Source organism: Paralimibaculum aggregatum (assembly GCF_030270585.1).
GTDB lineage: Bacteria > Pseudomonadota > Alphaproteobacteria > Rhodobacterales > Rhodobacteraceae > Thermohalobaculum > Thermohalobaculum aggregatum.
The window spans coordinates 47,374-73,287 of the sequence record NZ_BSYI01000022.1 but is presented as its reverse complement, the minus strand read 5'-3'; the positions used below and the strand labels follow the sequence as shown (position 1 = coordinate 73,287).

Annotated in this window: 19 protein-coding genes and 1 pseudogene; 14 read left to right on the top strand and 6 right to left on the bottom strand. The window is 74.4% G+C overall.

The window, feature by feature from the left end; all coding sequences use genetic code 11:
- A pseudogene (locus QSJ97_RS14420) lies at window positions 1-72 on the bottom strand (flagellar type III secretion system pore protein FliP); the annotation flags it as partial.
- A gap of 601 nt (window positions 73-673) precedes the next feature.
- On the opposite strand from QSJ97_RS14420, the gene lgt reads away from it, so the two are divergent.
- From lgt to QSJ97_RS14390, 6 genes are all read left to right on the top strand, one after another.
- Entirely contained in the window at window positions 674-1,594 is a 921-nt protein-coding gene (gene lgt, locus QSJ97_RS14415; RefSeq protein ID WP_285672481.1) for a prolipoprotein diacylglyceryl transferase, read from the top strand.
- On the top strand, window positions 1,591-2,652 hold the full coding sequence (locus QSJ97_RS14410) for a class I SAM-dependent methyltransferase (RefSeq protein ID WP_285672480.1): 1,062 nt from the start codon (window positions 1,591-1,593) through the stop codon (window positions 2,650-2,652). The genes lgt and QSJ97_RS14410 overlap by 4 nt, the downstream gene beginning before the upstream one ends.
- Complete coding sequence (gene pgeF / locus QSJ97_RS14405; protein WP_285672479.1) at window positions 2,649-3,425, top strand: peptidoglycan editing factor PgeF; 777 nt, start codon at window positions 2,649-2,651, stop codon at window positions 3,423-3,425. The genes QSJ97_RS14410 and pgeF overlap by 4 nt, the downstream gene beginning before the upstream one ends.
- 539 nt (window positions 3,426-3,964) lie before the next feature.
- Complete coding sequence (locus QSJ97_RS14400) at window positions 3,965-5,101, top strand: M24 family metallopeptidase (RefSeq protein WP_285672478.1); 1,137 nt, start codon at window positions 3,965-3,967, stop codon at window positions 5,099-5,101.
- Window positions 5,102-5,211: 110 nt separating this feature from the next.
- Complete coding sequence (locus QSJ97_RS14395; RefSeq protein ID WP_285672477.1) at window positions 5,212-5,865, top strand: peptidoglycan-binding domain-containing protein; 654 nt, start codon at window positions 5,212-5,214, stop codon at window positions 5,863-5,865.
- A gap of 48 nt (window positions 5,866-5,913) precedes the next feature.
- Window positions 5,914-8,328 carry a ligase-associated DNA damage response DEXH box helicase gene (locus QSJ97_RS14390; RefSeq protein WP_285672476.1) on the top strand — a complete coding sequence of 805 codons (2,415 nt, stop codon included), beginning with the start codon at window positions 5,914-5,916 and terminating at the stop codon, window positions 8,326-8,328.
- A 12-nt stretch (window positions 8,329-8,340) separates the two neighbouring features.
- On the opposite strand, the gene QSJ97_RS14385 is transcribed toward QSJ97_RS14390, so the two are convergent.
- From QSJ97_RS14385 to QSJ97_RS14370, 4 genes are all read right to left on the bottom strand, one after another.
- Entirely contained in the window at window positions 8,341-10,395 is a 2,055-nt protein-coding gene (locus QSJ97_RS14385) for a DUF6311 domain-containing protein (protein WP_491630630.1), read from the bottom strand.
- Window positions 10,396-10,442: 47 nt separating this feature from the next.
- Window positions 10,443-11,339: a DUF4214 domain-containing protein gene (locus tag QSJ97_RS14380; protein ID WP_285672474.1), complete on the bottom strand. Its 897-nt coding sequence runs from the start codon at window positions 11,337-11,339 to the stop codon at window positions 10,443-10,445.
- A gap of 99 nt (window positions 11,340-11,438) precedes the next feature.
- Window positions 11,439-12,371, bottom strand: a complete 933-nt coding sequence (locus tag QSJ97_RS14375) for a DUF4214 domain-containing protein (RefSeq protein WP_285672473.1) — start codon at window positions 12,369-12,371, stop codon at window positions 11,439-11,441.
- Between the two features lie 67 nt (window positions 12,372-12,438).
- Window positions 12,439-14,268 (bottom strand): ABC-F family ATP-binding cassette domain-containing protein, encoded by a 1,830-nt coding sequence (locus QSJ97_RS14370; protein ID WP_285672472.1) that lies wholly within the window; start codon window positions 14,266-14,268, stop codon window positions 12,439-12,441.
- Between the two features lie 1,501 nt (window positions 14,269-15,769).
- On the opposite strand from QSJ97_RS14370, the gene QSJ97_RS14365 reads away from it, so the two are divergent.
- From QSJ97_RS14365 to trpE, 3 genes are all read left to right on the top strand, one after another.
- On the top strand, window positions 15,770-16,981 hold the full coding sequence (locus QSJ97_RS14365; protein WP_285672471.1) for an aminotransferase: 1,212 nt from the start codon (window positions 15,770-15,772) through the stop codon (window positions 16,979-16,981).
- 75 nt (window positions 16,982-17,056) lie between these two features.
- Window positions 17,057-18,961, top strand: a complete 1,905-nt coding sequence (locus QSJ97_RS14360; protein WP_285672470.1) for a peptidylprolyl isomerase — start codon at window positions 17,057-17,059, stop codon at window positions 18,959-18,961.
- Between the two features lie 3 nt (window positions 18,962-18,964).
- Window positions 18,965-20,464, top strand: a complete 1,500-nt coding sequence (trpE, locus tag QSJ97_RS14355; RefSeq protein WP_285672469.1) for an anthranilate synthase component I — start codon at window positions 18,965-18,967, stop codon at window positions 20,462-20,464.
- A 203-nt stretch (window positions 20,465-20,667) separates the two neighbouring features.
- Here trpE and QSJ97_RS14350 read toward each other — a convergent pair whose 3' ends face one another.
- Window positions 20,668-21,852 carry a divergent polysaccharide deacetylase family protein gene (locus QSJ97_RS14350; RefSeq protein ID WP_285672468.1) on the bottom strand — a complete coding sequence of 395 codons (1,185 nt, stop codon included), beginning with the start codon at window positions 21,850-21,852 and terminating at the stop codon, window positions 20,668-20,670.
- A gap of 169 nt (window positions 21,853-22,021) precedes the next feature.
- Here QSJ97_RS14350 and QSJ97_RS14345 point away from each other — a divergent pair, with 169 nt between their 5' ends.
- From QSJ97_RS14345 to moaC, 5 genes are all read left to right on the top strand, one after another.
- Window positions 22,022-22,606, top strand: coding sequence for an anthranilate synthase component II (locus tag QSJ97_RS14345; RefSeq protein ID WP_285672467.1), 585 nt, complete (start codon window positions 22,022-22,024; stop codon window positions 22,604-22,606).
- On the top strand, window positions 22,603-23,628 hold the full coding sequence (gene trpD, locus QSJ97_RS14340) for an anthranilate phosphoribosyltransferase (RefSeq protein WP_285672466.1): 1,026 nt from the start codon (window positions 22,603-22,605) through the stop codon (window positions 23,626-23,628). Before QSJ97_RS14345 ends, trpD begins: the two co-directional genes overlap by 4 nt.
- A gap of 1 nt (window position 23,629) precedes the next feature.
- Window positions 23,630-24,295, top strand: coding sequence for a uracil-DNA glycosylase (locus QSJ97_RS14335; protein ID WP_285672465.1), 666 nt, complete (start codon window positions 23,630-23,632; stop codon window positions 24,293-24,295).
- A 296-nt stretch (window positions 24,296-24,591) separates the two neighbouring features.
- A complete protein-coding gene (gene trpC / locus QSJ97_RS14330; protein WP_285672464.1) occupies window positions 24,592-25,404 on the top strand; it encodes an indole-3-glycerol phosphate synthase TrpC in 813 nt (270 codons plus the stop codon).
- Window positions 25,401-25,901, top strand: coding sequence for a cyclic pyranopterin monophosphate synthase MoaC (gene moaC, locus QSJ97_RS14325; protein ID WP_285672463.1), 501 nt, complete (start codon window positions 25,401-25,403; stop codon window positions 25,899-25,901). The genes trpC and moaC overlap by 4 nt, the downstream gene beginning before the upstream one ends.
- The last annotated feature ends 13 nt before the right edge of the window (window positions 25,902-25,914 follow it).

The window sequence follows — 25,914 nt, the reverse complement described above, 5'->3', positions numbered from 1 at the left end:
GGGCAGGAAGATCAGGAAGCCGACCTCGTAGCCGCGCTCGAGCTCGGACAGCATGAAGGCCGGCACCAGCACGTCGAGCGGCGCCGGGGCGCCCGGCACCAGCGCCGCGGCCCGGCCCGCCCGGCGCGGGGGGGCGCGGTCTCTCAGTGCCGGGGGCCGCCCGGCGCGGGGGGCACGCCGGTCCCTCAGTGCCGGGGGCCGTCCAGCGCGGGGGCGCGCCCGGGCCGACGGGCGGCGCCTGGGCCGGCGGGATCGAGGATATCCCGCGCGGGCAGGGTCGCCGCCCCGGCAGCCCCGCCCCCGGCGCCTCGCACCCTATCCCGAAGGTCAGGGGAACGCGCCGCGCCGCCACCGGCAGCCTTCGGGCGATGCGCCCGCCGGACGCCGGCCGCCCGCGGCGACGGCGGCCCCGGCGGAGAGCGCGCGGGCGAGCCCCACCCCGGGCCGGGCCCGGGCGCCCCGGAGACGCCGCCCGGCGCGCCGGGGACGACCCGCACGGGATCGTGAAATGGCCCGCCGGCGCGGCGCTGCCGGGCGATCCGGAGCCTGCGGCCCCGGCCGGCGGCAGCGCCGCCGCCGCGCGCCCCGGCCCGTGCCCCGGCCCGTACCCCGGCCCGCGCCTTGACAGCGCCGCGCCGCGCCCGCAGAGATCGGGCGCGCAACAGGAGGAGCCATGACCCGCGTCCTGCCGTTTCCGGAGTTCGACCCCGCGCTCTTCACCGTCACGGCGTTCGGCATGGAGCTCTCGCTGCGCTGGTATGCGCTGGCCTATCTGGCGGGGCTGGTGATCGGCTGCTGGCTGATGATCCGGCTGATGAAGCGCCCGGCGCTCTGGCCGGCGAACCGGGCGCCGATGACCACCGCGCAGCCCGAGGAGATCCTCACCTGGATGGTGCTCGGCGTGGTGCTGGGCGGGCGGCTGGGCTTCGTGCTGTTCTACAACCCCGCCTATTATCTCGCGCATCCGATGGAGGCGCTGCAGATCTGGCAGGGCGGGATGTCGTTCCATGGCGGCTTTCTCGGCGTGATCCTCGGCGTCGTGCTCTATTGCCGGAGCCGCGGGCTGCCGGTGATCCAGGTCGGCGACGCGGTGGCGCTGGCGACCCCGCCGGGGCTGTTCTTCGGCCGCATCGCCAATTTCATCAACGGCGAGCTCTGGGGCCGGCCGACCGAGGTGCCCTGGGCCATGGTCTTCCCCGCCGCCGACGCGTTTCCCCGCCATCCGAGCCAGATCTACGAGGCGCTGCTCGAGGGGCTGGTGCTGTTCCTCGTGATGTGGTGGCTGGCGCTCCGCCGCGGCCAGCTCAAGCGCCCGGGCACGATGATCGGGGTCTTCGCCCTCGGCTACGGGCTGGCGCGCTGCATCGTCGAGAACTTCCGGCAGGGCAATGCCGAGTTCGTTACCGCGACCAACCCCAACGGCCAGTTCTGGCGCTTCGGCGACACCGCGGATGCCTGGGGGCTGACCATGGGGCAGATCCTCTCGCTGCCGATGATCGCGGCGGGCATCGCGATCATCCTCTGGGCGCAGCGCCGGGCGGCCCGCACCGCCGCCGCCGATGCGGGCGGCACGGGCGGCACGGGCGGCGCGTGACCCCGCTCGAGCGGCTGATCCGGGCGCAGATCGCCGCCGAGGGGCCGATCAGCACCGCCGCCTACATGGCGCTCTGCCTCGGCCATCCCGAGCACGGCTACTACATGCGCCGCGACCCGCTGGGGCGGGCCGGCGATTTCGTCACCGCGCCGGAGATCTCGCAGATGTTCGGCGAGATGGTGGGGCTCTGGTGCGCCGCCGCCTGGGCCTCGGCCGGGCGGCCCGAGGGGGTGCGGCTGGTCGAGCTCGGCCCCGGCCGCGGCACGCTGATGACCGATGCGCGGCGCGCCATGGCGGCGGCGGGGCTGCGCGCCGAGACCTGGTTCGTCGAGACCTCGCCGGCGCTGCGGGCCGAGCAGGCGGCGCGCCACCCCGAGGCCCGCTGGGCCGACCGGCTCGAGGCGGTGCCGGCCGGGCCGATGCTGCTGATCGCCAACGAGTTCTTCGACGCGCTGCCGGTGCGCCAGTTCATCGCGAGCCCGGAGGGCTGGCGCGAGCGGGTGCTCGGGCTGGCCGAGGGCCGCCTCGCCTGGGGGCTCTCGCCGGTGCTGCCGGGGGGGCCGGGGGCGGCGCCCGGCGCCTGGGTCGAGCGCTCGGCGGCGGCGGAGGAGGTGGCCGATGCCATCGCCGCCCGGCTCCGCGCGGATGGCGGCGCCGCGCTGGTGATCGACTATGGCTATGACCGCCCGCGCCCGCCGGGCTGGACCCTGCAGGCGGTGCGCGCGCATGCCCGGGTCGACGCGCTGGAGAGCCCCGGCGAGGCCGATCTCACCTGGCTGATCGACTTCCCCGCCCTGGCGGCGCGGTTCTCCGGGCTCGAGGTGCGGCACGGCACGCAGGGCGCCTTCCTCGCGGCGATGGGCATCGGCGCCCGCGCCGCGGCGCTGGCCGGCAGGCGCCCCGACCGGGCCGCGGAGATCGCCGAGGCGCTCGAGCGGTTGACCGCGCCGGAGCGGATGGGGAGGCTGTTCCGCGTGCTCGGCATCCGCGCGCCGGGCTGGGCCGCCGCCGGCCCGCCGCCCGGCTTCCCGGGCCCGACCGCCGAGGAGCGCCCATGAGCCAGACACCCGACACCGCCGCCCTTTCCCCGCTTCGCGCCGCCGGCCTGGCGCCGCTGCCGCACGGCTTCTTCACCCGCGCCGGCGGGGTCTCCACCGGCCTCTACGAGAGCCTCAACGGCGGGCAGGGCTCGGACGACGATGCCGCCGCGGTGGCGGAGAACCGCGCCCGCATCGCCGCGCATCTCGGCGCCGGCGGCCTCGTCACCGTCGCGCAGGTGCATTCGGCCGATGCGGTGGCGGTGGCAGGCCCCTGGGCCGGCGAGACCCCGCGCGCCGACGCCATGGCCTCCGCCACCCCCGGCATCGCCCTCGGCATCCTGACGGCGGATTGCGCGCCGGTGCTGCTGGCCGACCCGGCGGCCGGCGTCGTCGGCGCCGCCCATGCCGGCTGGCGCGGCGCGCTCGACGGCGTGCTCGAGGCGGCGCTCGACCGGATGATCGGCCTCGGCGCCCGGCGCGAGCGCATCCGCGCCGCCATCGGCCCGACGATCAGCCAGGCCGCCTACGAGGTCGGCCCGGAATTCCTCGAGCGCTTCCTCGACGAGGACCCGGAGAACGCCCGCTTCTTCGCCGGCGGCGACGGAGGTCGGGCGCGGTTCGACCTGCCGTCCTACGCGCTCTCGCGGCTCCGCGGCGCCGGGGTCGAGGCGGAATGGACCGGCCACTGCACCTATCGCGACCCGGCACGGTTCTTCTCCTATCGCCGCGCCACGCATGAGGGGGCGCCGGACTACGGCCGCCTCGTCGCCGCCATCGCGCTGCCCGGATAGGCGCGCCTCGAGCCCGCCCCCGAGCCCGGAGCCCGGGACCGTAGGCCGGCCTTCGCGGTAGAGGATATGGGCGCCGGCCAGGCCCGGCCGACCGCGCCGCTGCCCACTGCGACCGCGCTCGGTGCGGCGCTGGTGCCCGAGCCGGGGGCATGGCTCCCGGTGCCGGCCGCGGCCATTGCCGCCTGTCTCTGCGGCCCTGCGCCCGGGCGCATTCGCCCCGCCCTCGGGGCTCGGCCTCCGCACCGGGCGGCGCATCGCCGGCGCGGGCGGCGCCGCCGGCAGGTTCCGCTCTCCCGCGTCGCCGGGGCGATCCTCTTTCGCGGGAGTTCATGGGCATGACCCTTCGCGGCGGCGGGACCGCGCCGGGCGGCGGGCGGGCGGCGCAGGAGCCGGCGGCGCCGGGCCCGCTGCCGGCCGCACTCGGGGCCCGGCAGATCCCGCCGCGCAGGGTTGACGCGCCGGCCCGGCGCTCCGACTATCCCGATCCGGGCCTGCCCGCACCGCCCCTCCCCGTACCGGCCCCAGCGAAAGGCCCCCAGATGCTGCATTTCACCGCCGAGGAGTTCGCCGACCGCCTCGCCCGCACCCGCGCCGAGATGGCGGCGCGCGGCCTCGACGCGCTGCTCGTGTTCTCGCCGGAGAGCCAGTACTGGCTGACCGGCTACGACACCTTCGGCTTCTGCTTCTTCCAGTGCCTGGTGATCTCGGAGCGCGAGCCGGTGCTGCTGACCCGCTCGGCGGATCTGCGCCAGGCCGAGCTGACCTCGACGATCGCCGACATCCGGGTCTGGCGCGACCGGGCCGGCGCGCAGCCGGCGGACGACCTGGCGGCGCTGCTCGGCAGCCTCGGCCTCGCCGGCCGGCGCATCGGCTGGGAGACCCGGACCCACGGGCTGACCCATGCCAACGGCGCGGCGGTGGCGGCGCGGGTGCCGGATCTGGTCGAGGCCTCGGACCTGATCTCCGGGCTGCGGCTGGTGAAATCCCCGGCCGAGATCGCCCATGTGCGCGAGGCGGCGCGGCTCGGCGACCTGGCCTGGGAGGCCGGGCTGGCGGCGATCGGCCCCGGCGCCGGGGAGGCCGCGGTGCTCGCCGCCATGCAGAACGCGGTGCTCGCCGAAGGCGGCGACTACCCGGCCAACGAGTTCATCGTCGGCTCCGGCGCGGCGGCGCTGCTCTGCCGCTACCAGGCCGGGCGGCGGCAGCTCGGGGCGCGGGACCAGATCACGCTGGAATGGGCCGGCGTCTCGAAACACTATCATTCTGCGCTGATGAAGACCGTTGTGGTCGGCGAGCCCACGCCGCGGCATCGCGCGCTGCAGGCAGCGGCGGAGGAGGCGCTGGCGGCCTGCGAGGCGGCGCTGACCCCCGGCGGCCGGCTCGGCGACGTGTTCGACGCCCATGCCCGGGTGCTCGACGGCCACGGCCTCGGCCAGCACCGGCTCAACGCCTGCGGCTATTCGCTGGGCGCCCGCTTCGCCCCGTCCTGGATGGAGGACCAGATGCTCTACGAGGGCGCGCCGGCGGAGATCCGCCCCGGCATGGTGATCTTCATCCACATGATCCTGATGGAGAGCCCGACGCAGACCGCGATGTGCCTCGGCCGCACCTCGCTGGTGGGCGCGCGCGGCGCCGAGCCGCTCTCCGCCATGCCGCTCGGGCTGGTGACGCGCTGAGGGCGGCTGCAACAATTGAAACCCGCGCCCGCCCGCGGCAACGCCAAGGGGATACATCCGTCGCCTAGCTAGGGGTCCGAGAGAGATCCCGAGCCAAGGAGGACGGAACCATGGCGGCACTCAGAAAGGGCGCGAAGGGCGGCGAGGTCCGCAAGCTGCAGGAGGGCATCAACAAGGCCCTCCGCGAGACCCCCAAGCTGAAGCTCGACGGCGATTTCGGGCCGAAGACCGACGCGGCGCTGCGGCGCTTCCAGAAGAAGGCGGGGATGTCCGCCGACGGCATCGCCGGCAACGAGGTGAAGGCGATGATCAAGCTCTTCATCGTCGGCGTGAAATGGCCGCATGGCGACATCGCCAGGCTGCACAAGGACCGCGAGAAGGAGCTCGACGACGGCGTCAGGGCCTCCGAGAAGGTCGAGGAGAACTTCGACGAGGCCGGCACCCTGTGCGAGGAGGCGGCCGAGACGCTGGCCTATGCCTGGGACCGGCTGGAGAAGTCCATCGACCGGATGATCGAGGGCTATGTCCGCCACGTGAAGACGCTGGAGCAGCTCAAGACGGTGGAGAGCGAGTTCAACGCCTGCGCCAGGCGCAACGACGTGCTGCGCCAGAAGACCCTGGTGGCCGAGGCGGCGAAGCTGAAGAAGAAGGCCGAGGACCAGTATTCCGCCATCGACGCGGCGCTGACCGATGCCGCCAGGAAGGAATGGAACAAGGCCGAGAAGGCGCTGAAGGCGATCGGCAAGTTCCAGCTCTCGGTGTGAGCCGGGGGCGGCTCGCCCCGGGCGCGCGGACCGGCTAGCCTCCCGCCCATGAGCGCCGCCACCCCCCTTCCGGAGCCCTTCGCCGGCTGGTTCGCCGGCCGCGGCTGGGAGCCCCATCCGCACCAGCGCGCGCTGCTGGCCTGCGACGCGCCGGCGGCGCTGCTGATCGCGCCGACCGGGGCCGGCAAGACGCTGGCCGGCTTCCTGCCCTCGCTGACCGAGCTGGCGGCGCGCCCCGCGCCGGGGCTCCACACGCTCTACATCTCGCCGCTGAAGGCGCTCGCCGCCGACATCGCCCGCAATCTCGGCACCCCCGTCGCGGAGATGGGCCTCGGGATCCGCATCGAGGAACGCACCGGCGACACCGCGCAGTCGCGCCGCCGGCGCCAGCGCGCCGACCCGCCGCAGATCCTGCTGACCACGCCCGAGAGCCTGGCGCTGCTGCTCTCGCAGCCGGAGGCGCCGCGGCTCTTCGCCGGCCTCGCCCGCGTGGTGATCGACGAGATCCACGCGCTCGCCGGCACCAAGCGCGGCGACCAGCTCTCGCTCTGCCTCGCGCGGCTGGCCCGCCTCGCCCCCGGCCACCGGCGCATCGGCCTCTCCGCCACGGTGGAGGACCCCGCCGCCATCGCCCGCTGGCTGGCGCCCGAGCGCCCGGCCGAGATCCTGCACGCGCCGCCGGGGCCGATGGCCGAGATCGCGATCCTCGAGGATGCCGGCGACCCGCCCTGGTCCGGCATGGGCGGGCGCTATTCGGCGCGGGCGGTGATGGCGCTGATCGCCGCGCACCGCACCTCCATCGTCTTCATCAACACCCGCGCGCAGGCCGAGCTCTTCTTCCAGGCGCTCTGGGCGGAGAACGCCGACGACCTGCCGATCGGCCTGCATCACGGCTCGCTCGGGCGCGAGGCGCGGGCCCGCGTCGAGGCGGCGATGGCGGCGGGCGCGCTGCGCGCCGTGGTCGCCACCGCCTCGCTCGATCTCGGGCTCGACTGGGGCGATGTCGATCTCGTGGTGCAGGTCGGCGCGCCGAAGGCGGTGGCGCGGCTGGTGCAGCGGATCGGCCGGGCGAATCACCGCTACGATCTGGCCTCGAAGGCGGTGCTGGTGCCGGCCAACCGCTTCGAGGTGCTGGAATGCCATGCCGCGCTCGACGGCGTGCGGGCCGGGCGGCTCGATGGCGGCGCACTGCCCCCCGGCGGGCGCGACGTGCTGGCCCAGCACATCCTGCTGACCGCCTGCGCCGGGCCCTTCTCGGCCGACGCGCTGTTCGCCGAGGTACAGGCCGCCGGCGCCTATGCCGGGCTCACCCGCGCCGCCTTCGACCGCTGCCTCGACTTCTGCGCCACCGGCGGCTACGCGCTGCGCGCCTATGACCAGTGGCAGCGGCTGCGCCAGGGGCCGGACGGGCGCTGGCAGCTCCGCGACCCGCGCCAGGCACAGCGGCTGCGGATGAATGCCGGCACCATCGTCGGCTCCGAGACGCTCTCGGTGCAGATGGGCCGGCGCGGCGGCCCGCGCATCGGCGAGGTCGAGGAGGCCTTCGCCGCCACCCTCACGCCCGGCGACACCTTCCTGATCGGCGGCCGCGTGGTGCGCTACGAGGGCATGCGCGAGCTGACCCTGCAGGTCTCCCCCGCCACCTCGCGCGAGCCGAAGATCGCGGTCTTCGCCGGCACCAAGCTGGCCACCTCGGTGCGGCTCTCGCACAGGGTGATGGAGATGCTGTCCGACCCCGCCGAGTGGGGCCGCCTGCCCGGGCACACGCGCGACTGGCTGGAGCTGCAGCGGGCGCGCTCGGCGCTGCCGGGGCGCGAGCGGCTGCTGGTCGAGACCTTCCCGCGCGCCGGCCGCTGGCATCTCGTGGTCTATGCCTTCGCCGGGCGCAACGCCTGCCAGACGCTGGGGCTGATCCTGTCGCGGCGGATGGAGGCGGCCGGGCTGGCGCCGCTCGGCTTCGTCGCCACCGACTACGCGGTGATGCTCTGGGGGCTCCGCGAGGTGGCGGACCCGGCGCCGCTGCTCGCCGCCGAGGGGCTGCGCGAGGGCTTCGAGGACTGGCTCGCATCCAACGCGGTGATGAAGCGCACCTTCCGCAATGTCGCCATCGTCGCCGGGCTGATCGAGCGCCAGCCGATGGGGCGGCGCAAGACCGGGCGGCAGGTCAGCTTCTCCTCCGACATCCTCTACGACACGCTGCGCCGCTATGACCCGGACCATCTGCTGCTCGACATCACCCGCGAGGAGGCGCTGCGCGGGCTGGTGGATTTCGGCCGCATCGAGGAGATGCTGGCGCGCTCGGCCGGGCGCATCCGGCATGTCGCGGCAGAGACCGTGACGCCGCTGGCCGCGCCGCTGCTGCTCGAGATGGGGCGGGTGCCGATCCAGGGCGGCTCGGCCGAGGCTGTGATCCTCGAGGAAGCCGCCGCGCTGATGGCGGAGATCGGGCTGGAGGGCAGCTAGTGGGCCATCTCCCTACCTTTCGATAGGTCCGTCTTCCGTGCGAATCGTGAGCTCTACGAGGCCGACGCCGAGGCTGCGCCGGTCCGTGCCGGTGCCGATTTCCGCGGGGCTGACGGGAAAATCCGGGTAGATGTCGAGCTCCAGCCAGACCGCGCCGTCGGGAACCGGGAACACCGCCACGGCCTCCGGTTCCGCGCGGGTGAAGTCGAGCCTTGCCTCCCTATCAGTCGATAGTTCCCCAGGAACCGCGAAACGCCAACCGAGCCGTGCGGCGGTCTCCGGACGCGCTGGCGGCACGAAACCCCGGAGCCGCAGTGCCACGCTGCGCGCGCCCGCCGAGGGGTCGAGCGGCACCGCCAGCCGCGACCGGGAGCCGGTGGACCATACCCCCCAGGGCTCGGCGCCGGAGAAGCCCTCGCCGAGATGCGCGCGAACCACGGCCGGGTCGGAGAAGGCAAGGCTTGCCGGTGCCGCCAGCCCGGGCGCGCCCGGCAGCGGCAGGGCGCCGTCCTCCGGCCAGTCCGCCCGGCAGAGCGCGAGCCCGCGATGGGCGCGGCAGGCCTCGGGGATCAGCCCGGCCCGCATCGCCGGGCCGAAGCCCGCGGCGCCGTGCTTGAGCACCACCAGCGCGCCTGGCGCCGGCACCCCCGTGAGCTCGTAGGGCAGACCGGCGCAGCCCCCGGCCCGCCGCGCCGCGGCGAAGGAATTGACCAGCCGCGTGCCCGACCGCGCGGCGAGAAGCTGCATCTCCTTGTCCAGCGCCGTGACATGGTCCGGATCGCAGCCCCAGGGGGGGATGCTGGCAAGGCGCCCGGCACGGGCGATCTCGCGGGCCAGCACCGGGTCCGACGACCAGGGCCCCGGCGCCGGGATCGTGCCGGCGCGGAGCGGCGAGAGTTCCACCGCCATCAGCCCGGCGAGCCCGGCCAGCAGCGCCGCGCCGGCGCGCCCGGGGAACGCCGCCGCCAACCGCACCAGCGCCAGCAGCACCAGCGCATAGGCCAGCGGCCAGACCATCCGCCCGGCGCCGCGCAGCTTGCTGCCGAGAACCTCGAACGGCGCCGGAAGGGCAAGTTCGGCGAGGCTGCGGGTGCCCCAGTCGAACCGCCCGGCGGTGGCGAAGGCGAGCAGGACCAGCACCCCCAGCCCGGCCAGCAGCGCCGCGCGGGGCCGCCCGAGCACCGTGGGCGGCGGCTCTCCGCGCCCGGCCAGCGCCAGCCCGAGTGCCAGCACGAGCAGCAGGGCCCCACCTGCCGACAGGTAGGCATACCCGTCGTCATGCCCCTCCGGCAAAGCCGCCAGATCGGGCAGCAGCGAGCCCCCCGCCGCGGCGATGGGCGCGGCAAGGTTGAGCCGGAAATGCCCGTATCCGCCGGCGCCCGTGGCCGGCGCCTCGGCATATCCCGCCGCGAGCATCACCGCCGCCAGCGCGCCGAGCACCGCCAGCCCCTGCGCCAGCACGCGGCCCCGCGCCGCCGCCGCCAGGGCGAACAGGAAGCCGAGCAGCGCCATCGCCAGCAGATAGGCATGGGTCAGCGCGGCGACGCAGAGCAGCGCGCCCCAGCCGGCCATCCGCGGCCCGCTCCGCTCCGGCATCGGCGCCAGCGCCATCCCCATGGCGAGGATCACCAGCCCATGCGCCGAGAGCGCCAGATGCACCGGCACGCGGAACAGGAAGGCCGGCCAGAGCGCCAGCACCAGCGCCCCCGCCGCCAGCGCCCCGGCGCCCCGCAGCCCGAGCAGCCGCAGCGCCAGCCCGGCCGCCGCCCCCTGCAGCAGGAACAGCAGGAGCAGCCCGGCGGAGAGGAAGGCCGCGGGCTCCGCCGGCGCCCCGGCAAGCTTCCAGAGCCCGGCGAGCAGCGGCCAGCTGTCGGTGAAGATGGCGTTGACCGGCCCGGTCTCGACCCAGCCCTCGACGCGCAGCAGCGGCCAGCGCCAGGCATCCCCGAGAAGGGCCAGCGCGCCGGAGACCGCCATCGCCCAGTCCCGCGGCGGGGCCTCCAGCGCCGCCGCACCCTGCAGCACCCCCGGCCCCGGGCCGAGCAGGAAGCCGCAGAGCCCCGCCAGCGCACCCAGCGCCGCGGCGCGCCCGAGGCCCGGGCTCCGCCCCGGGCTCAGGCCGGGAATTCCCAGATCCCCGGATCGGTCTCCATCAGCTCCTCGACATAGTCGCTGCGGGCGCGGTTCTCGGGGCTGCCGGCGAAGAAGACGAGGAAATCGGCGCGGTTGCCGCCCTCCTCCTGCACCCGGCGGAGCTGGCCGAGCCAGAACTCGAAGCCGTTGGGATCGGGCTGGCGGTCGAGGATGTTGGCATAGAGCTGGGTGACGTATTCGCCGTCGGTCAGGCTCGTGATCGGGCCATAGGCGTCGATGAACTCCTGGCTGCGGGTGAAGGAGAAGGCGAGCTGGCGGTCGGTGAAGCCGGTGCCGGCGGCGTCGATCCAGTAGTTGAGCCCGGCCTCGTCGATATCGCCGTTGCGGTCGAGCGCCGCCTCGTAGAGCAGCGCGACGAACTGCGCGCGGTCCGCGTCGACATCCTCGCCGATCGGCCCGATGAACTGGAAGGCGTCGATGTCGCGCAGGTCGAGCGGCTCGCCGGCGGCATAGGGGCCGCTGGTGATCGGCAGGCCGTCGTCGCGGGTCAGCTCCTCGATGTCATAGGGCGCGAGATAGGTCTGCTCGAGCTGGTTGAGCGGCGGCACCGGCAGATCGTCGCCGGAGATCTGGATCACGAAGAACTCGTCCCCCGGCCCCTCGAACTCGTCCTCGAAGCGGATCGCCACCGCCTCGAAGCCGGTGCCGGTCTGGCGGAAGGCATCGACGAAATCGACGTCGATCTCGGCGCCGGTGCCCTGGTTGCGGACGGTGAAGCTGACCTCCCCGTCGAGCGCGCCGAGGGTGATCACCGGGTCTTCGGTGATCACGCGCAGGGTGACCACCCCGGCGAAACGCGTGAGCGGGGCGCTGGGCATCAGCCAGAAGAGCGATTCGCCTTTGAACACCAGTTCCATGGGCTTTCTCCCGCATAAGTTGCACTTTCCGCCTCAGACTACCGCACCGCATGTGCGGCTCGGGGGCCGATGGCCCGACTGCGGCGGGGTGACGCAGCCTCAGGCGAGCCCGAACTCCCAGATCCCCGGATCGGTCTCCTCCAGGGTCTCCACGAAATCCGAGTTCACCCGGTTCTCGTTGCTGCGCGCGAAGGCCAGCAGCAACAGGTCGCGATTGCCGCCGAGCAGGTCGAGCGCCTCCGACCAGAAGGCGAAGCCCGGCTCGTCGGAGGGCCGGTCGAGCACGTTGCGATAGAGCCGCTCGACATAGGCCTCGTCGGACAGGCTGCCGGGCGCGCCGAAGGCGGCGACGAATTCCGGGCTCGCGGTGAAGGCATTGGCGAGCTGCACGTCGGTCAGCCCCTCGGCGGCGCGGTCGATCCAGAAGTTGAGCCCGCCCTCGTCGACATCGCCGTTGCGGTCGAGCGCCGCCTCGTAGATCAGCGCGATGAGCTCGGCACGGTCCTGGCGTTCCGCCTCGCTGCCGGCAAGCAGGGTCTCGCCGACCTGGCCGAGGAACTCGAAGGCATCGACATCGCGGAAATCGAGCTCCATGCCGGCGCCGAAGGGGCCGTCGACCGGCTCCTCGGTGTCGAGATCATAGGTCAGCGGCGTGATCGTGAAGAGCTCCTGCACCTCGGTGAACTGGGTGCCGACATCGGGCACCGGCAGCATCATCGGGCCGAAATCGATGAAGAACTCGCGCTGCGGCAGCGGCGTGCCGTTGTCGGTGAGCGGCTCCTGCCCGGCGACGAGGACCACGGTGTCGAGCCCGTCCTGGTCGACCACCTGGAAGGCCTCCACGAAATCCGGGTCCTCGAGCACGTCGAGGGTGAGGTTCTGCACCTCGATCTCCGGCATGTCGGGCAGGTCGCCATAGGCGATGGTCAGCACCGGGGTGGTGATGCGCCAGGTCGCCACCTGGATGAAGAAGGACGTGGTTTCGCTTGTTCGCTGCCAGAACTGCACATCGCCCTTGAAGACGTAGTCCATCGCCGGTCCCTCCCTCGCGGCCGCGACGCCGCCGCACCCCCGGAGGATACCACAGGCAGGCCGCGCGTCAGCCCGAAAGCGCCTCGCGCAGCGCCTCGAGCTCGAGCCACTCCTCCTCCGCCGCGGCGAGCCTGGCCTGCCGCTCCTCCAGCGCCTCGGTGGCCTTGCCGAACTTCACCGGCTCGCGGGCATAGAGCTCGGGGTCGGAGAGCAGCCCCTCGAGCCTGGCGATCTCGGCCTCGAGGCGCTCGATCTCGGCGGGCAGGGCGTCGAGCCGCTGCTGCTGGTTGAAGGAGAGCTTCTTCGGCGCCGCCTTCGGCTTCGGCGCGCGCTCGTCGGCGCTGGCGCGCCGCTTCGCCGGGGCCGGCGCGGCGGCGGGCTCGGCGGAGGCGGCCCGCTGGGCGCGGTAGTCGGACCAGCCGCCGGCATAGACGGTGGCCCTGCCGTCGCCCTCCATGGCGATGGTGGTGGCGGCGACCCGGTCGAGGAAGTCGCGGTCGTGGGAGACCAGCAGCACGGTGCCGTCGAACTCCGCGATGAGCTCCTGCAGCAGGTCCAGCGTCTCGACATCGAGATCGTTGGTCGGCTCGTCGAGCACCAGCAGGTTCGAGGGCCGCGCCATCAGCCGCGCCAGCAGCAGCCGCGCCCGCTCGCCGCCGGAAAGCTGCGAGACCGGCCCGCGGGCCTGGCGCTCGTCGAACAGGAACTCCTTGAGATAGGCGACCACATGTTTCGGCCGGCCGCGCACCATCACCTGGTCGTTGGAGCCCTTGACGCCCATCAGCCGGTCCTGGGTCAGGCTCTCCCAGAGGCTCTTATCGGGGTCGAGCGCCGCGCGGTTCTGGTCGAAGACCGCCATCTCCAGCCCGGTGCCGTGGCGGATGCGGCCCTCGTCCGGCGCCAGCTCGCCGATCAGCATCCTGAGCAGCGTGGTCTTGCCGGCGCCGTTGGGGCCGACCAGCGCGACCCGGTCGCCGCGGGCGATGCGGATCGAGAACGGCGCGAGGATCTGCCGCTCGCCGAAGCGCTTGGCGATGCCCTCGGCCTCCAGCACCAGCTTGCCGGACTGCTGGCCGCTCTCCAGCGCCATCGCCGCGGTGCCGGCGAGGCGGATCTGGGAGCGGCGCTCCTCGCGCAGCGCGCCGAGCCGGCGCAGCCGGCCCTGGTTGCGGGTGCGCCGGGCCGAGATCCCCTCCACCGCCCAGCGCGCCTCCTCCTTGATCAGCCGGTCGAGCTTGTGGCGCGCCGCCTCCTCCTCCTCGATCAGCTTGTCGCGCCAGGCCTCGAAGCCGCCGAAGCCCTCGGGCGAGCGGCGCACCACGCCGCGGTCGACCCAGAGCGTGGCGCGGCTGAGCGCGGTGAGGAAGGCGCGGTCATGCGAGATCAGCACGTAGCCGGCGCGGCTCTGGCGCAGCCATTCCTCCAGCCACTCGATGGCGGCGATGTCGAGATGGTTGGTCGGCTCGTCGAGCAGCATCAGCTCCGGCGCCCCGGCGATCAGCCGGGCGAGGGCGGCGCGGCGGCGCTCGCCGCCCGAGGCGGTGGCCGGATCGGCGCTGCCGGAAACCTTGAGCCCGTCCATCGCCGCCTCGGCGCGCCAGCGCTCGGCCGGCTCGAGCTCGGCGGCGGCATAGTCCCCGAGGGTCGCGAAGCCGGTCGGGTCCGGGTCCTGCGGCAGATAGGCGACCGAGACGCCGGGCTTGACGAAGCGCTCCCCGGCATCGGGGGCGGTAAGCCCGGCCATCACCTTCATCAGCGTCGACTTGCCGGAGCCGTTGCGGCCGACGAGGGCGAGCCGCTCGCCCGGGGCGACCGCCAGCTCGACGCCGGAGAACAGCGGGCGCCCGCCGAAGCCGAGGCGGATGTCGGAGAGGGTGAGGAGCGGGGGTTCGGCCATGGCGCTCCCATCGCGCGCCGCGGCGCGGGCGTCAAGGGCGCGCGCGCCCCGTGCCCCGCCCACCCCTGCACCGCTGCGCCCGGGAGACCCCGCCCGCCCCCCATCCGCGCGGGGCGCGCGCGCCGGACCTCCCCTCCCGGCGCCGGGAGGGGGCCGGAGATGCCGTCCGGCGGGCGGGCGGGGCCGGCCGGCGCCGTCCGGGGGAATATCCGCTCACGCATGACCCATCCCGATGAATTTCCGGTGTTTTGCGCCGTGCTGTGACGAGCGGCACAGTCTGGCGGCGACCGATCTGCAATTGTCCGGGCATCGAGAGCTCCACGGTCGGCAATGCCCGGAAGCAGCCGGGGCGACCAGGCAGGGGAGGCCCGTTCATGTCCCACCACGGTCCTTCCCGCAGCGGTAACGGCGCCGCCGTCACGGCCCGTTCCCGGGTCGCCGCAGCCATCCCGGGCGATGCCCGACCGGACGCTCCGAAGCTGCCCTAGCCGGCGGGGGGTGCAGGGGCGGGTTCGACCGGCTGCCGGTCTACCGTCTTCCCGCTCTCAGGGTGTGTGCGTGTGCCTGAGCGTGTGTGATGCCGTCCGATGGCGGCGTGTGAGTGGTGAGTGCGTAAGCGCGGCGTAGGTGCGTGAGTATCCGTGTGTGAGCGTGTGCAGCGGTGCCAGGCGTGATGGTGTTTGGTGTTTGGTGTTGGCGCCGCGACGGCTCGGGGAGGCGGCCTCGGTCCGTCGATCCGGGCCTTCCGCCCCCGATCCGGCCTCTCCTCCTTGTCCTCCGGAGCGGCCGGCCGGGGGCGGACCCTTCCTTCCCGATCCTCGTCTCCTTCCCGAACCTCGTCCCGGCGGCCGCGGCTCTGCCGGTGTGACCGCGCAGCGGGCCGCCCCGGTTGCCGGGCGCAGGCGCGCCCGCCGATGCGCCGCCTCGGCGCCGCCTGCTGCCTGCGCCGGACCCGGCCCTGCCGCCGGCGGCGGCACCGGAGCGGTTCGCAGGCCGGGTGAGAGGTCCGCCTCGGTTGATCCGCGCGCCGGCCGCGATGTGGGGTGCCCCGGCAGCGGCGGCCCGGCGCGCCTGCGCGGCGTCGGCTGCGCCGTCCCGACGCCCGCGGCGGCGCGCAGGCCCGGCGTCCCGGCGCTGCAGTCCGGACGCGGGAGATGCACCGACCGGGTGCTCCCATGCCGCTGCAGGCGCTGCATCGAGACCGCGGCGCGGCCCGGCCCCCGCCCCTGTGGAGGCGCTGCCGGCGCCCGGTTTCTTCCCCGAGGACCGCGGCGCCGGATCGCGGCTTTGCAAGCGTTCGCGCGGCCCTGCGCCGGGGGCGCGCCCGGCCGGGGCGTGGCCGCCGGCGGGCCTGTCCTGCGCCGGCGAGCCCGGGCGCGTGACGGCGGCGGCGGCGATCCCGCGCATCCGCCGATCCCGCCGCCCGACCGGGGGCTTGGCGCCGCCGCGGCTTGGCGCTAGTCCGGAAGGCGCGGCCCCGCCCGGGCCGAGGGAGACAAGCATGACCGCCACCATCCGCCCCGCCGAAGGCCGGCCCGCGCCGGTGAACCCGCAGCTTGCCCGCGTCTTCGCGCCGCCGGTGATGGAGGCCCGGCGCTGGCTGACGGAGACCCGGCTGCCGGAGGGGCTCGAGCTGCTCAACCTCTCCCAGGCGGCGCCGGTGGACCCGCCGCCGGAGCGGCTGCGCGCCGCCATGGCCGGGGCGGTCGGCGCGCCGGGCGAGGCGCATCTCTATGGCGCGGTGCTCGGCGACGGGCCGCTGCGCGCGCAGATCGCCGCCGACTGGTCAGAGCACTACGGCGCGCCGATCGCGCCCGAGCAGGTCGCCATCACCGCCGGCTGCAACCAGGCCTTCTGCGCCGCCATCGCCACGCTCTGCGCCCCCGGCGACGCGGTGCTGCTGCCGGTGCCGTGGTATTTCAACCACAAGATGTGGCTCGGGATGCAGGGGATCGAGGCGGTGCCGCTGCCCTGCGGGCCGGACATGGTGCCGGATCTCGCCGCCGCGCGGGCGCTGCTCACCCCGCAGACCCGCGCGCTGGTGCTGGTGACGCCGAACAACCCCACCGGGGTCGAGTATCCCCCCGGGCTGATGGAGGCGGCCTATGATCTGGCCCGCGAGGCCGGCATCGGGCTGATCGTCGACGAGACCTATCGCGACTTCCACAGCGCCGCGGGCGCGCCGCACGGGCTGTTCGCGCGGCCGGACTGGGACGGGACGCTGATCCATCTCTACAGCTTCTCCAAGGTGTTCCGCCTCACCGGCCACCGCACCGGCGCGATCGTGACCGGCGCCGCGAGGCTCGCCGAGGCGGAGAAGTTCCTCGACACCGTCACCATCTGCCCGCCGCGCACCGGCCAGATCGCGGCGCTGGAGGGGCTGCGGCACCTGCGCCAGTGGGTCGCCGGGGAGCGCGCCGAGATCCTCGCCCGCCGCGATGCGCTGCGCGCCGCCTTCGCCGGGCTGGAGGGCTGGCAGGTGCTGGGCTCGGGCGCCTATTTCGCCTGGGTGCGCCCGCCCTTCGACATGGCCTCCGACCGGCTGGCGCTGCGGCTGCTGGAGGACCAGGCGATCCTGACCCTGCCGGGCACGATGTTCGTGCCGGAGGCGGCGGCGGCCGCCGGCAACCGGGCGCTGCGCATCGCCTTCGCCAATGCCGATGCCGCGGGGCTGGCCGAGATGGGCCGGCGCCTCGCCGCCTTCGCGCCCTGAGCCGCATGCCGCGCCGGTTCCGCCGCTTGTGCGCCGCCGGGCGCCCGGCTAGGTAGGTCCAAACGGGAGGCCTCGATGCTCGAATTCCTGCGCAAGGGCGCGAAATCCTGGGTCGCCAAGATCCTGATCCTGCTGCTGATCGCGAGCTTCGCGGTCTGGGGCATCTCCGACGTCTTCACCACCAGCTCGAGCAGCGCGGTTGCCCGCATCGGCGACGAGAAGGTGACCGTCGAGGCCTATGCCGACGAGCTGGTGCGCCAGCGCGCCCGGCTGAGCCGGCAGGCCGGCCGCGCCATCAGCTTCGCCGAGATGCGCGAGACCGGGCTCGACCAGCTGGTGCTGGCGCAGCTCGCGCGCTTCGCCATGGTGAAGGCGGAGCTCGACGCGCTCGGCCTCGCGGCGCCGGACGACGCGGTGGCCGAGGAGATCCGCAACCAGCCGGGCTTCCAGGGCGCCGGGGGCTTTTCCGCCGCGAGCTATCGCAGCTGGCTGGCGCAGCAGGGCTACAGCCCCGCGCAGTTCGAGGCGCTGACCCGCGTCGCGGTCGGCCAGAGCATGCTCGACGAGGCCGCCGCCGGCACCGGCACCGCGCCGCCGGGCATGGGCCCGCGCATCGCCGCCTATCAGGGCGAGCGGCGCTCGGTCGCCGTGGTGGTGCTGCCGGAGGACCGCGCGCCGGAGCCGGGCGAGCCCGGGGAGGGCGCGCTCGAGGCGCAGTACGAGGCCGATCCTGCGGCCTATACCGAGCCGGAGCGCCGCGCCGGCCTCTATCTGCACATCGACGTCGAGGCGATGGCCGAAGAGCTCGCGCCCGGCGAAGAGGCGATCGAGGACTGGTATGCCGATCATGGCGACACCTTCGGCGAGACCGCCTCGCGGGTGATCGACCAGCTGCCGCTGCCGGCCGATGAGGCCGAGGCGCTGGCCGAGCGCCTGCGCTCGGGCGAGACGGATTTCGAGGCGCTGGCCACCGAGCTCGGCGAGAACCCGGCGGATCTCGATCTCGGCCGGGTCGTCGAGGGCGATCTGCCCGAGGCGGTCGAGGCCGCGGTCTTCGCCGCCACCGAGCCGGGCATCGTCGGCCCGGTCGCCGCGCCCACCGGCCCGGTGCTGGTGCGCATCCGCGAGGTGGTGGAGGGCGGCACTCCGCCGCTCGAGGAGGTTCGCGACGTGATCGCCGCGCGCCTCGCCCACGACGCCGCGCTCGACCGCGCGCCGGACCTGGCCAACCGGATCGAGGAGCTGCGCGCCGGCGGCCGGAACCTCGAGGAGATCGCCGCCGAGACCGGCATCGCCCTCGGCCGCTTCGAGGGGCTGGCCGAATCGGGCGCCCTGCCGGATGGCGACGTGGCCGACGGGATCGTCGGCACCGATGCCTTCCTCACCGAGGTCTTCGCCGCCATCGACCACGAGGAGCGCGACCTGATCGAGACCCCGGCCGGCGGCTATTTCCTCGTCCTCGTCGAGCGCATCGCCGAGAGCCGGCTGCTGCCGCTCGAGGAGGTCCGCGACCGGGTGCTGGCCGACTGGCAGGCCGAGGAGCGCCACCAGGCGCTGGAGGCGGAGGCCGCGGCGCTGGTCGAGCGCCTCGCCGGGCCGGCCCGCCTGACCGACTGGGCCGAGGAGCAGGGCCTCACGGTGACCGAGCATTACGACTTCCCGCGCGACGCCGCCCCGGCGACGCTGCCCTTCGCGCTCACCTCCGAGCTCTTCGCGCTGCCCGAGGGGCATGCCGCCTATCTGCCGCTCGATCCGGGGCAGGGGGTGATCCTCGCCGAGGTCACCGCCGTCACCCCGCTCGGGCCGGAGCAGACCGGGCTGCTCTCCGGGCGCATCGACATGGCGATCGGCGCGCAGCTTTCGCAGGACCAGGCCGAGCTGATGGCCCGCGCCCTCGAGAGCAGCTTCGAGACCAGCGTCGATCCGGCGGCGGTGGAGACCGTCTTCGACCTCATCGGCGCGGCGCGCCCGGGATCCTGACCGATGCAGATCACGCCGACCTTCGAGGCCTTCCGCGGGCCCTATGCCGCGGGGCAGGCGCAGGTGCTCGCCGCCCGCTTCACCGCCGATACCGAGACCGCGGTCTCGCTGATGCTCAAGCTCACCGGCGCCGCGCCGATGAGCTTCCTGCTCGAATCGGTCACCGGCGGCGAGGTCCGCGGCCGCTACTCGGTGATCGGCCATGCGCCGGACCTGATCTGGCGCTGCCACGGCGACCGCGCCGAGATCAACCGCCGCGCGCTCGAGACCGCCGATGCCTACGCGCCGGAGGATGCCGACAGCCTGACCAGCCTGCGCGCGCTGCTCGCCGAGAGCCGGATCGACCTGCCCGAGGGGCTGCCGCCGATGGCCGCCGGGCTCTTCGGCTATCTCGGCTACGACATGATCCGCCTGGTGGAGCGCCTCGGCGCGCCCAATGCCGATCCGCTCGGCCTGCCGGACGCGATGTTCCTGCGCCCCTCGCTGGTGGCGATCCTCGACAACATCCGCGACGAGGTCACCCTCGTCGCTCCGGTCTGGCCCGGGCCGGCGACCGCCGAGGCCGCCTATGCCGCCGCCGAGACCCGGTTGGCCGCGGCGCTGGAGCGGATCGCCCGGGCCGAGCCGGTCTCCGGCGTCGCGCCGCTGGCCGAGGCGCCGGCCCGCGCCGTGGCCCCGGTCTCCAACACCGCGAAGGACCGCTATCTCGAGAATGTCGAGAAGGCCAAGGACTACATCCGCGCCGGCGACATCTTCCAGGTGGTGCCGTCGCAGCGCTGGTCGCTGCCGCTCGAGGTCTCGCCCTTCGCGCTCTACCGGGCGCTGCGGCGGACCAATCCCTCGCCCTACATGTTCTTCTTCGACCTCGCCGGCTTCCAGATCGTCGGCGCCTCGCCGGAGATCCTGGTGCGGGTGCGCGAGGGCAAGATCACCATCCGCCCGATCGCCGGCACCCGCCCGCGGGGCAGGACGCCGGAGGAGGACCGCCGGCTCGAGGCCGAGCTGCTGGCCGATCCGAAGGAGCGCGCCGAGCACCTGATGCTGCTCGATCTCGGGCGCAACGATGTCGGCCGGGTGGCGGAGATCGGCTCGGTCGACCCGAACGAGCAGTTCACCGTGGAGCGCTACTCCCACGTGATGCACATCGTCTCCAATGTCGACGGGCGGCTGAGCCCCGAGCACGACGCGCTCTCGGCGCTGCTCGCCGGGCTGCCGGCGGGCACGGTCTCCGGCGCGCCGAAGATCCGCGCGATGGAGATCATCGACGAGCTCGAGACCGAGAAGCGCGGCGTCTATGCCGGCGGCGTCGGGTATTTCTCGGCGGGCGGCGAGATGGACACCTGCATCGCCCTGCGCACCGGGGTGGTGAAGGACGGCACGCTCTACGTGCAGGCCGGCGGCGGGGTGGTCTATGACAGCGACCCGGAGGCCGAGTTCCAGGAGACCGTGAACAAGGCCCGCTCGCTGATCCACGCCGCCGAGATCGCCCGCAACTTCAACTGACCCTCGGCGGGGCGCACGGGGCGTCCCGCTCCGCGGCACCCTCCTGACGGGCGCCGGCCCTGCACCGCGTCGCGGTCCCTGACAGGTCCGGGATCTGCCGCTCTCCCGCCCCGGCGCCGCGCCGGAGCGGGGGCGCGGGGTGGGCGGGCGGGCGCGCCCTCGGGCCGGCGCGGTGCCGGGGCGGGCGCCGTCGCCCGCCGCCGTCAGCCGGCGTTCTGCGCCGCGATCACCGCGGAGATCGGCGCCAGCTGCACCGAGCGGCCGCTGTTCTCCACCGACCATTTCTGCAGCGCCCGCAGCATGGCGAGGCTCGGCGGCGCGGAGATGATCGCGCCGCCGCCCTCGCCGGCGCTGGCCGCGACGCCGACGAGGATGTCGTAGATCTCCTCCTCGGTGGCGCCGGAGGGGATGCGCAGGGTCTGCCCGGCATAGGCGACACCGAAGGCCTGGGCGAAGGCGCGGCCGGCCTCCATGCTCGACGCATCGGCGTTGACGAAGGCGAAGCCGTTGCGCTCGAGCACCGGGATCACGCCCTTGATGATGCGCTCGTCGAGCGCCCCGCCTTCCTCGACCAGCCCCGAGGCGCCGACCGCCATGTAGAGGCTGGCCATCAGCTCCTCGACGCGCTCGGAAACCTCGAGATCGGTCATGCTCGTGGCGAGTATCGCGTCGCCGCCCACCGGCAGCTGCGCCAGCACCTCGTAGCCCTGCAGCTTGGCCTCGGCCGCCAGGCGCAGATCCGCCTCGCCGCGCGGCGCGATGCCGACGGTGAGCGGGATCCGCAGCGACAGCAGCGTCTCGGCCTCGAGCTCGCTGGAGCCGGCATCCTCGAGCACCACCGCGACCAGCGGCAGGTTGCCGCGGCGCTCGAAGGGCTCGGCATTGAGGGTCAGCGCCGGCGCCTGCAGCTCGAATTCCGGGTTCTCGACCTCGGGCGCCTCGCCGACCGGGGCCGGTCCCTCGAGCGTCGCCGCCGGCCGCAGGCCCGAGAGCTGGCCGTCGCCGATCGTGGTCTCGAAGGGCTCGGGGGCCGAGAAGCGGCCGTCCTCGGCGGGCTGCGCCGGCTCGATGGCGCCGCGCACGCCGGCCAGATCGCCCGAGGGCTGCGGCACCGGCTCGGGCACCTCGGGATCGCTCGGCGCGATCTCCGGCGCGATCACCGCCAGCTCGCCGTCCTGCGGAACCGCATCGATCGCCCCGGTGCCGGTCTCGGCCGGATCGGCCTCGGCAGCGGCCTCGGGCGCCGGGACGGCGGCGATGCGGCCCGGCTCCGGCGCCGGCCCGGTCACCGAGAGCGCCACCAGCGCCGCCGCCACCAGCAGCAGCCCGAGCAGCAGCCCGCCGAAGAATCCCAGCCCTTTCGATCCACCCCGGGGTTTCCGCGTCATGACGCCCTCCTAGACACTGCCGGTCCCGCCGACACAATCGCTGCAAGCAATAGCCGGAACTGCATGGTTATCCAACCGCTTGACGCTCCGCACCCCATACTGATCCTATAGCCGCGAAACCGGCCGCGCACCAGCCGTGCGATGGGTCAACCGCTAGCGAGCCCGCCCGATGCTTCTCCTGATCGACAACTACGACAGCTTCACCTACAACCTCGCACATTATCTCGGCGAGCTTGGCGCAAATGTGCAAGTGCAGCGCAATGACGCGCTTTCGGTCGCCGAGGCATTGGCGCTGAAGCCGCAGGCGGTGGTGCTGAGCCCCGGCCCCTGCACCCCGGCTGAGGCCGGGATCTGCGTCGATCTGGTGCGCGAGGCGCCGGCGGCGCTGCCGATCCTCGGCGTCTGCCTCGGCCACCAGGCGATCGCGGCGGCGTGCGGCGGCGAGGTGCTGCGCTGCCACGAGATCCTGCACGGCAAGCTCTCGCAGATCACCCATTCCGGCACCGGGCTGTTCGCCGGGCTGCCGCAGGGCTTCGCGGTGACGCGCTATCACTCGCTGACCGTGCGGCCCGAGACGATGCCGGCGGAGCTCGAGATCACCGCGCGTTCGCAGTCCGGCGTGGTGATGGGCCTCGCGCATCGCACGCGGCCGGTGCACGGGGTGCAGTTCCACCCCGAATCCATCGCCTCCGAGCACGGCCACGAGATGCTGCGGAACTTCCTCGCCCTGGCGCGGATCGGAGAGCCGGCATGAGCGCCGTGCTGAAGCCGCTGATCGGCACCGCCGCCGACCGCCCGCTGACCGAGGCGGAGGCCGGCCATGCCTTCGGCGCGATAATGGAGGGCGAGGCCAGCCCGGCGCAGATCGCCGGCTTCCTGATGGCCCTGCGCACCCGCGGCGAGGCGGTGGACGAGATCGCCGGCGCCGCCGCCGCGATGCGCGCCCGCGCCACGCCGGTCCGGGCGCCGGAGGGGGCGATGGACGTCGTCGGCACCGGCGGCGACGGCAAGGGCACGCTCAACATCTCCACCGCCGCGGCGCTGGTGGTGGCCGGCGCAGGGGTGCCGGTGGCCAAGCATGGCAACAAGGCGCTGTCCTCGCGCTCCGGCGCGGCGGATGCGCTGGCGGCGCTCGGGGTCGAGATCATGGTGCCGGCGGAGGTCGCGCAGGCGGCGCTCGACGGCTGCGGGCTCTGCTTCATGATGGCGCCGATGCATCATGCGGCGATGCGCCATGTGCAGCCGGTGCGGGGCGAGCTCGGCACCCGCACAGTGTTCAACATCCTCGGGCCGCTGACCAACCCGGCGGGGGTGAAATACCAGCTCACCGGCGCCTTCGCGCGCGAGCTGCTCAGGCCGATGGCCGAGACGCTGGGCCGGCTCGGCTCCGCCGCCGCCTGGCTGGTGCATGGCGCCGACGGCACCGACGAGCTCTCGATCGCCGGGCCCTCGCATGTGGTGGCGCTCGCCGGCGGCGCGATCACCGAATTCGAGACCCATCCCGAGGAGGCCGGCCTGCCGGAGCACCCCTTCGAGGCGATTCTCGGCGGCACGCCGGAGGCGAACGCGGCGGCGCTGGCGGATCTCCTGCGCGGCGAGAAGAGCGCCTATCGCGACGCGGTGCTGCTGAACGCCGCCGCCGCGCTGGTGGTGGTCGGCCGGGCGAAGGATCTGCGCGAGGGCGCGGCGCTGGCCGCCGAGAGCATCGACAGCGGCAGCGCCATGGCCCGGGTCAAGGCGCTCGCCGAGATCACCGCGGCAGGCCGGACCGCCTGACTTGTCCGGCTTCCGGCTCGATCTCTCGCGGCTCGGCGGCTGGGCCGCGCTGCCCTTCTTCGCGGAGGGCGGCATCGCCGCGGTCGAGGCGCGGCTGGCCGCCGAGCAGGCCGAGATCCTGCCGCCCGCGGGCGAGATCTTCGCCGCGCTCGAACTGACCCCGCCGGAGCGGGTGCGCGCGGTGATCCTCGGGCAGGACCCCTATCCGACGCCGGGCGATGCCAACGGGCTGGCGTTTTCCGTGCATCCCGGGCAGGCGCTGCCGCGCTCGCTGCGCAACATCCATGCCGAGCTCGCCACGGATCTCGGCCGGGCGCCGCCGAACGGCGATCTGCGCCCCTGGGCGCGGGCCGGGGTGCTGCTGCTCAACAGCGTGCTGACGGTACCGGCCGGGCAGGCCGGCGGGCACCAGAACCGGATCGGCTGGGAGCCGCTGGCGCGCGAGGTACTGGAGCTGGTCTCGCGCCGGCCGACCGCCTTCCTGCTCTGGGGCGCCAGGGCGCAGGCGCTGGCCAGCCACATCCATGACGACCCGCGGCATCTGGTGATCCGCACCGCGCATCCCTCGCCGCTCTCGGCGCGGCGGGGCTTCTTCGGCTCGCGGCCGTTCTCGCGGGTCAATGCCTGGCTGGGGGAGCGCGGCGAGCCGGAGATCGCCTGGGTCTGACGCGGCGCGCGCCGGGGAGCGGGGCGGCCTCCCGCAGGCCCCGCCCACCCTGCCGGTGCCGCGCCCGGTTGCAGGTGTCCCGCCCCCCTTCGCCTGCGGGAGGCCGCCCCGCTCCCCGGCCGCCAGCCGATGCACCCGCGGAGGTTCGGCCGGAACCTGGGTTCCGGCCGATGCGAACCCGGAGCGCGGCCCCGGCGCCCCGGCCATCGCGGAGCCGCACCGGACCCGCAGGCAATCCGCAGGCGCGGCCTGCGGCGGGGCTTGGCCGGGCGGCGCCGGGCGGCTATGAGACGGCCATGGACATTCTCGACAGGATCGCGGCCTACAAGGCCGAGGAGGTGGCCGCGCGCCGGGCTGCCCGGCCGCTCGGCGAGGTGGAGGCCGCGGCGCGGGCGGCGGGCCCGGTCCGGCCCTTTGCCGGCGCCCTGGCGGCGGCGCAGGCCGCCGGCCGCTACGGGCTGATTGCCGAAATCAAGAAGGCCAGCCCCTCCAAGGGGCTGATCCGGGCGGATTTCAACCCGCCGGCGCTCGCCGCGGCCTATGCCGCGGGCGGCGCCACCTGCCTCAGCGTGCTGACCGACACCCCCTCCTTCCAGGGTGCCGACGAGTATCTCGTGGCGGCCCGCGCGGCCTGCCCGCTGCCGGTGCTGCGCAAGGACTTCATGCTCGACCCCTACCAGATCGCCGAGGCGCGCGCGCTGGGGGCCGACTGCATCCTGGTGATCCTCGCCATGGTCTCCGACGCCCAGGCGCAGGAGCTTGAGGAGGCCGCCCTGTCCTGGGGCATGGACGCGCTGCTCGAGGTCCATGACCGGGCCGAGCTCGACCGTGCGCTGGCGCTGAAGGCGCGTCTCGTCGGGGTCAACAACCGCAACCTGCGAACCTTCGAGACCCGGCTCGAGACCACCGAGGCGCTGGCGCCGCTGATCCCCGCCGACCGGCTCGCGGTGGCCGAGAGCGGGCTCTTCGCCCCGGCCGATCTGGCGCGGCTGGCACGGGCCGGCACGCGCAGCTTCCTGATCGGCGAGAGCCTGATGCGGGCCGCGGACGTGACCGCCGCGACGCGGGCCATCCTGGCCGATCCGGTGCCGGCGGAGGCCGCCTCGTGAGCGAGCCCGAGACCCCCGGGAGCCCCGGCACGCTGACCCATTTCGATGCCGAGGGCCGGGCCCGCATGGTCGATGTCGGCGCCAAGCCGGAGACCGGGCGCACGGCCACCGCGCGCGGCTGCGTGACCATGGCGCCGGAGACGCTGGCGATGATCACCGAGGGCCGGGCGAAGAAGGGCGACGTGCTCGCGGTGGCGCGGCTCGCCGGCATCATGGCGGCCAAGCGCACCGCCGACCTGATCCCGCTCTGCCATCCGCTGATGCTCTCCAAGGTCGAGGTCGATCTCGTGCCGGCGCCGCCGGACCGGGTGGAGATCACCGCCACCGTCGCGCTCTCGGGCCGCACCGGGGTGGAGATGGAGGCGCTGACCGCGGTGAGCATCGCCGGCCTCACGGTCTACGACATGTGCAAGGCGGTGGACCGCGCGATGCGGATCGGCGAGATCCGGCTGACCCACAAGGCCGGCGGCAAGTCCGGCGCGTTCTCCCAGCCATGAGCGCCGGCAGGGG

Excerpts from the sequence above, each read along its gene's own strand:
- QSJ97_RS14400 (WP_285672478.1), top strand. The coding sequence starts at position 3,965 with ATGCTGCATTTCACCGCCGAGGAGTTCGCCGACCGCCTCGCCCGCACC.
- trpC (WP_285672464.1), top strand. The coding sequence starts at position 24,592 with ATGGACATTCTCGACAGGATCGCGGCCTACAAGGCCGAGGAGGTGGCC.
- trpD (WP_285672466.1), top strand. The coding sequence starts at position 22,603 with ATGAGCGCCGTGCTGAAGCCGCTGATCGGCACCGCCGCCGACCGCCCG.
- QSJ97_RS14380 (WP_285672474.1), bottom strand. The coding sequence starts at position 11,339 with ATGGAACTGGTGTTCAAAGGCGAATCGCTCTTCTGGCTGATGCCCAGC.
- QSJ97_RS14375 (WP_285672473.1), bottom strand. The coding sequence starts at position 12,371 with ATGGACTACGTCTTCAAGGGCGATGTGCAGTTCTGGCAGCGAACAAGC.
- QSJ97_RS14365 (WP_285672471.1), top strand. The coding sequence starts at position 15,770 with ATGACCGCCACCATCCGCCCCGCCGAAGGCCGGCCCGCGCCGGTGAAC.
- QSJ97_RS14350 (WP_285672468.1), bottom strand. The coding sequence starts at position 21,852 with ATGACGCGGAAACCCCGGGGTGGATCGAAAGGGCTGGGATTCTTCGGC.
- pgeF (WP_285672479.1), top strand. The coding sequence starts at position 2,649 with ATGAGCCAGACACCCGACACCGCCGCCCTTTCCCCGCTTCGCGCCGCC.
- QSJ97_RS14390 (WP_285672476.1), top strand. The coding sequence starts at position 5,914 with ATGAGCGCCGCCACCCCCCTTCCGGAGCCCTTCGCCGGCTGGTTCGCC.
- QSJ97_RS14345 (WP_285672467.1), top strand. The coding sequence starts at position 22,022 with ATGCTTCTCCTGATCGACAACTACGACAGCTTCACCTACAACCTCGCA.
- QSJ97_RS14370 (WP_285672472.1), bottom strand. The coding sequence starts at position 14,268 with ATGGCCGAACCCCCGCTCCTCACCCTCTCCGACATCCGCCTCGGCTTC.
- QSJ97_RS14395 (WP_285672477.1), top strand. The coding sequence starts at position 5,212 with ATGGCGGCACTCAGAAAGGGCGCGAAGGGCGGCGAGGTCCGCAAGCTG.
- lgt (WP_285672481.1), top strand. The coding sequence starts at position 674 with ATGACCCGCGTCCTGCCGTTTCCGGAGTTCGACCCCGCGCTCTTCACC.
- QSJ97_RS14360 (WP_285672470.1), top strand. The coding sequence starts at position 17,057 with ATGCTCGAATTCCTGCGCAAGGGCGCGAAATCCTGGGTCGCCAAGATC.
- trpE (WP_285672469.1), top strand. The coding sequence starts at position 18,965 with ATGCAGATCACGCCGACCTTCGAGGCCTTCCGCGGGCCCTATGCCGCG.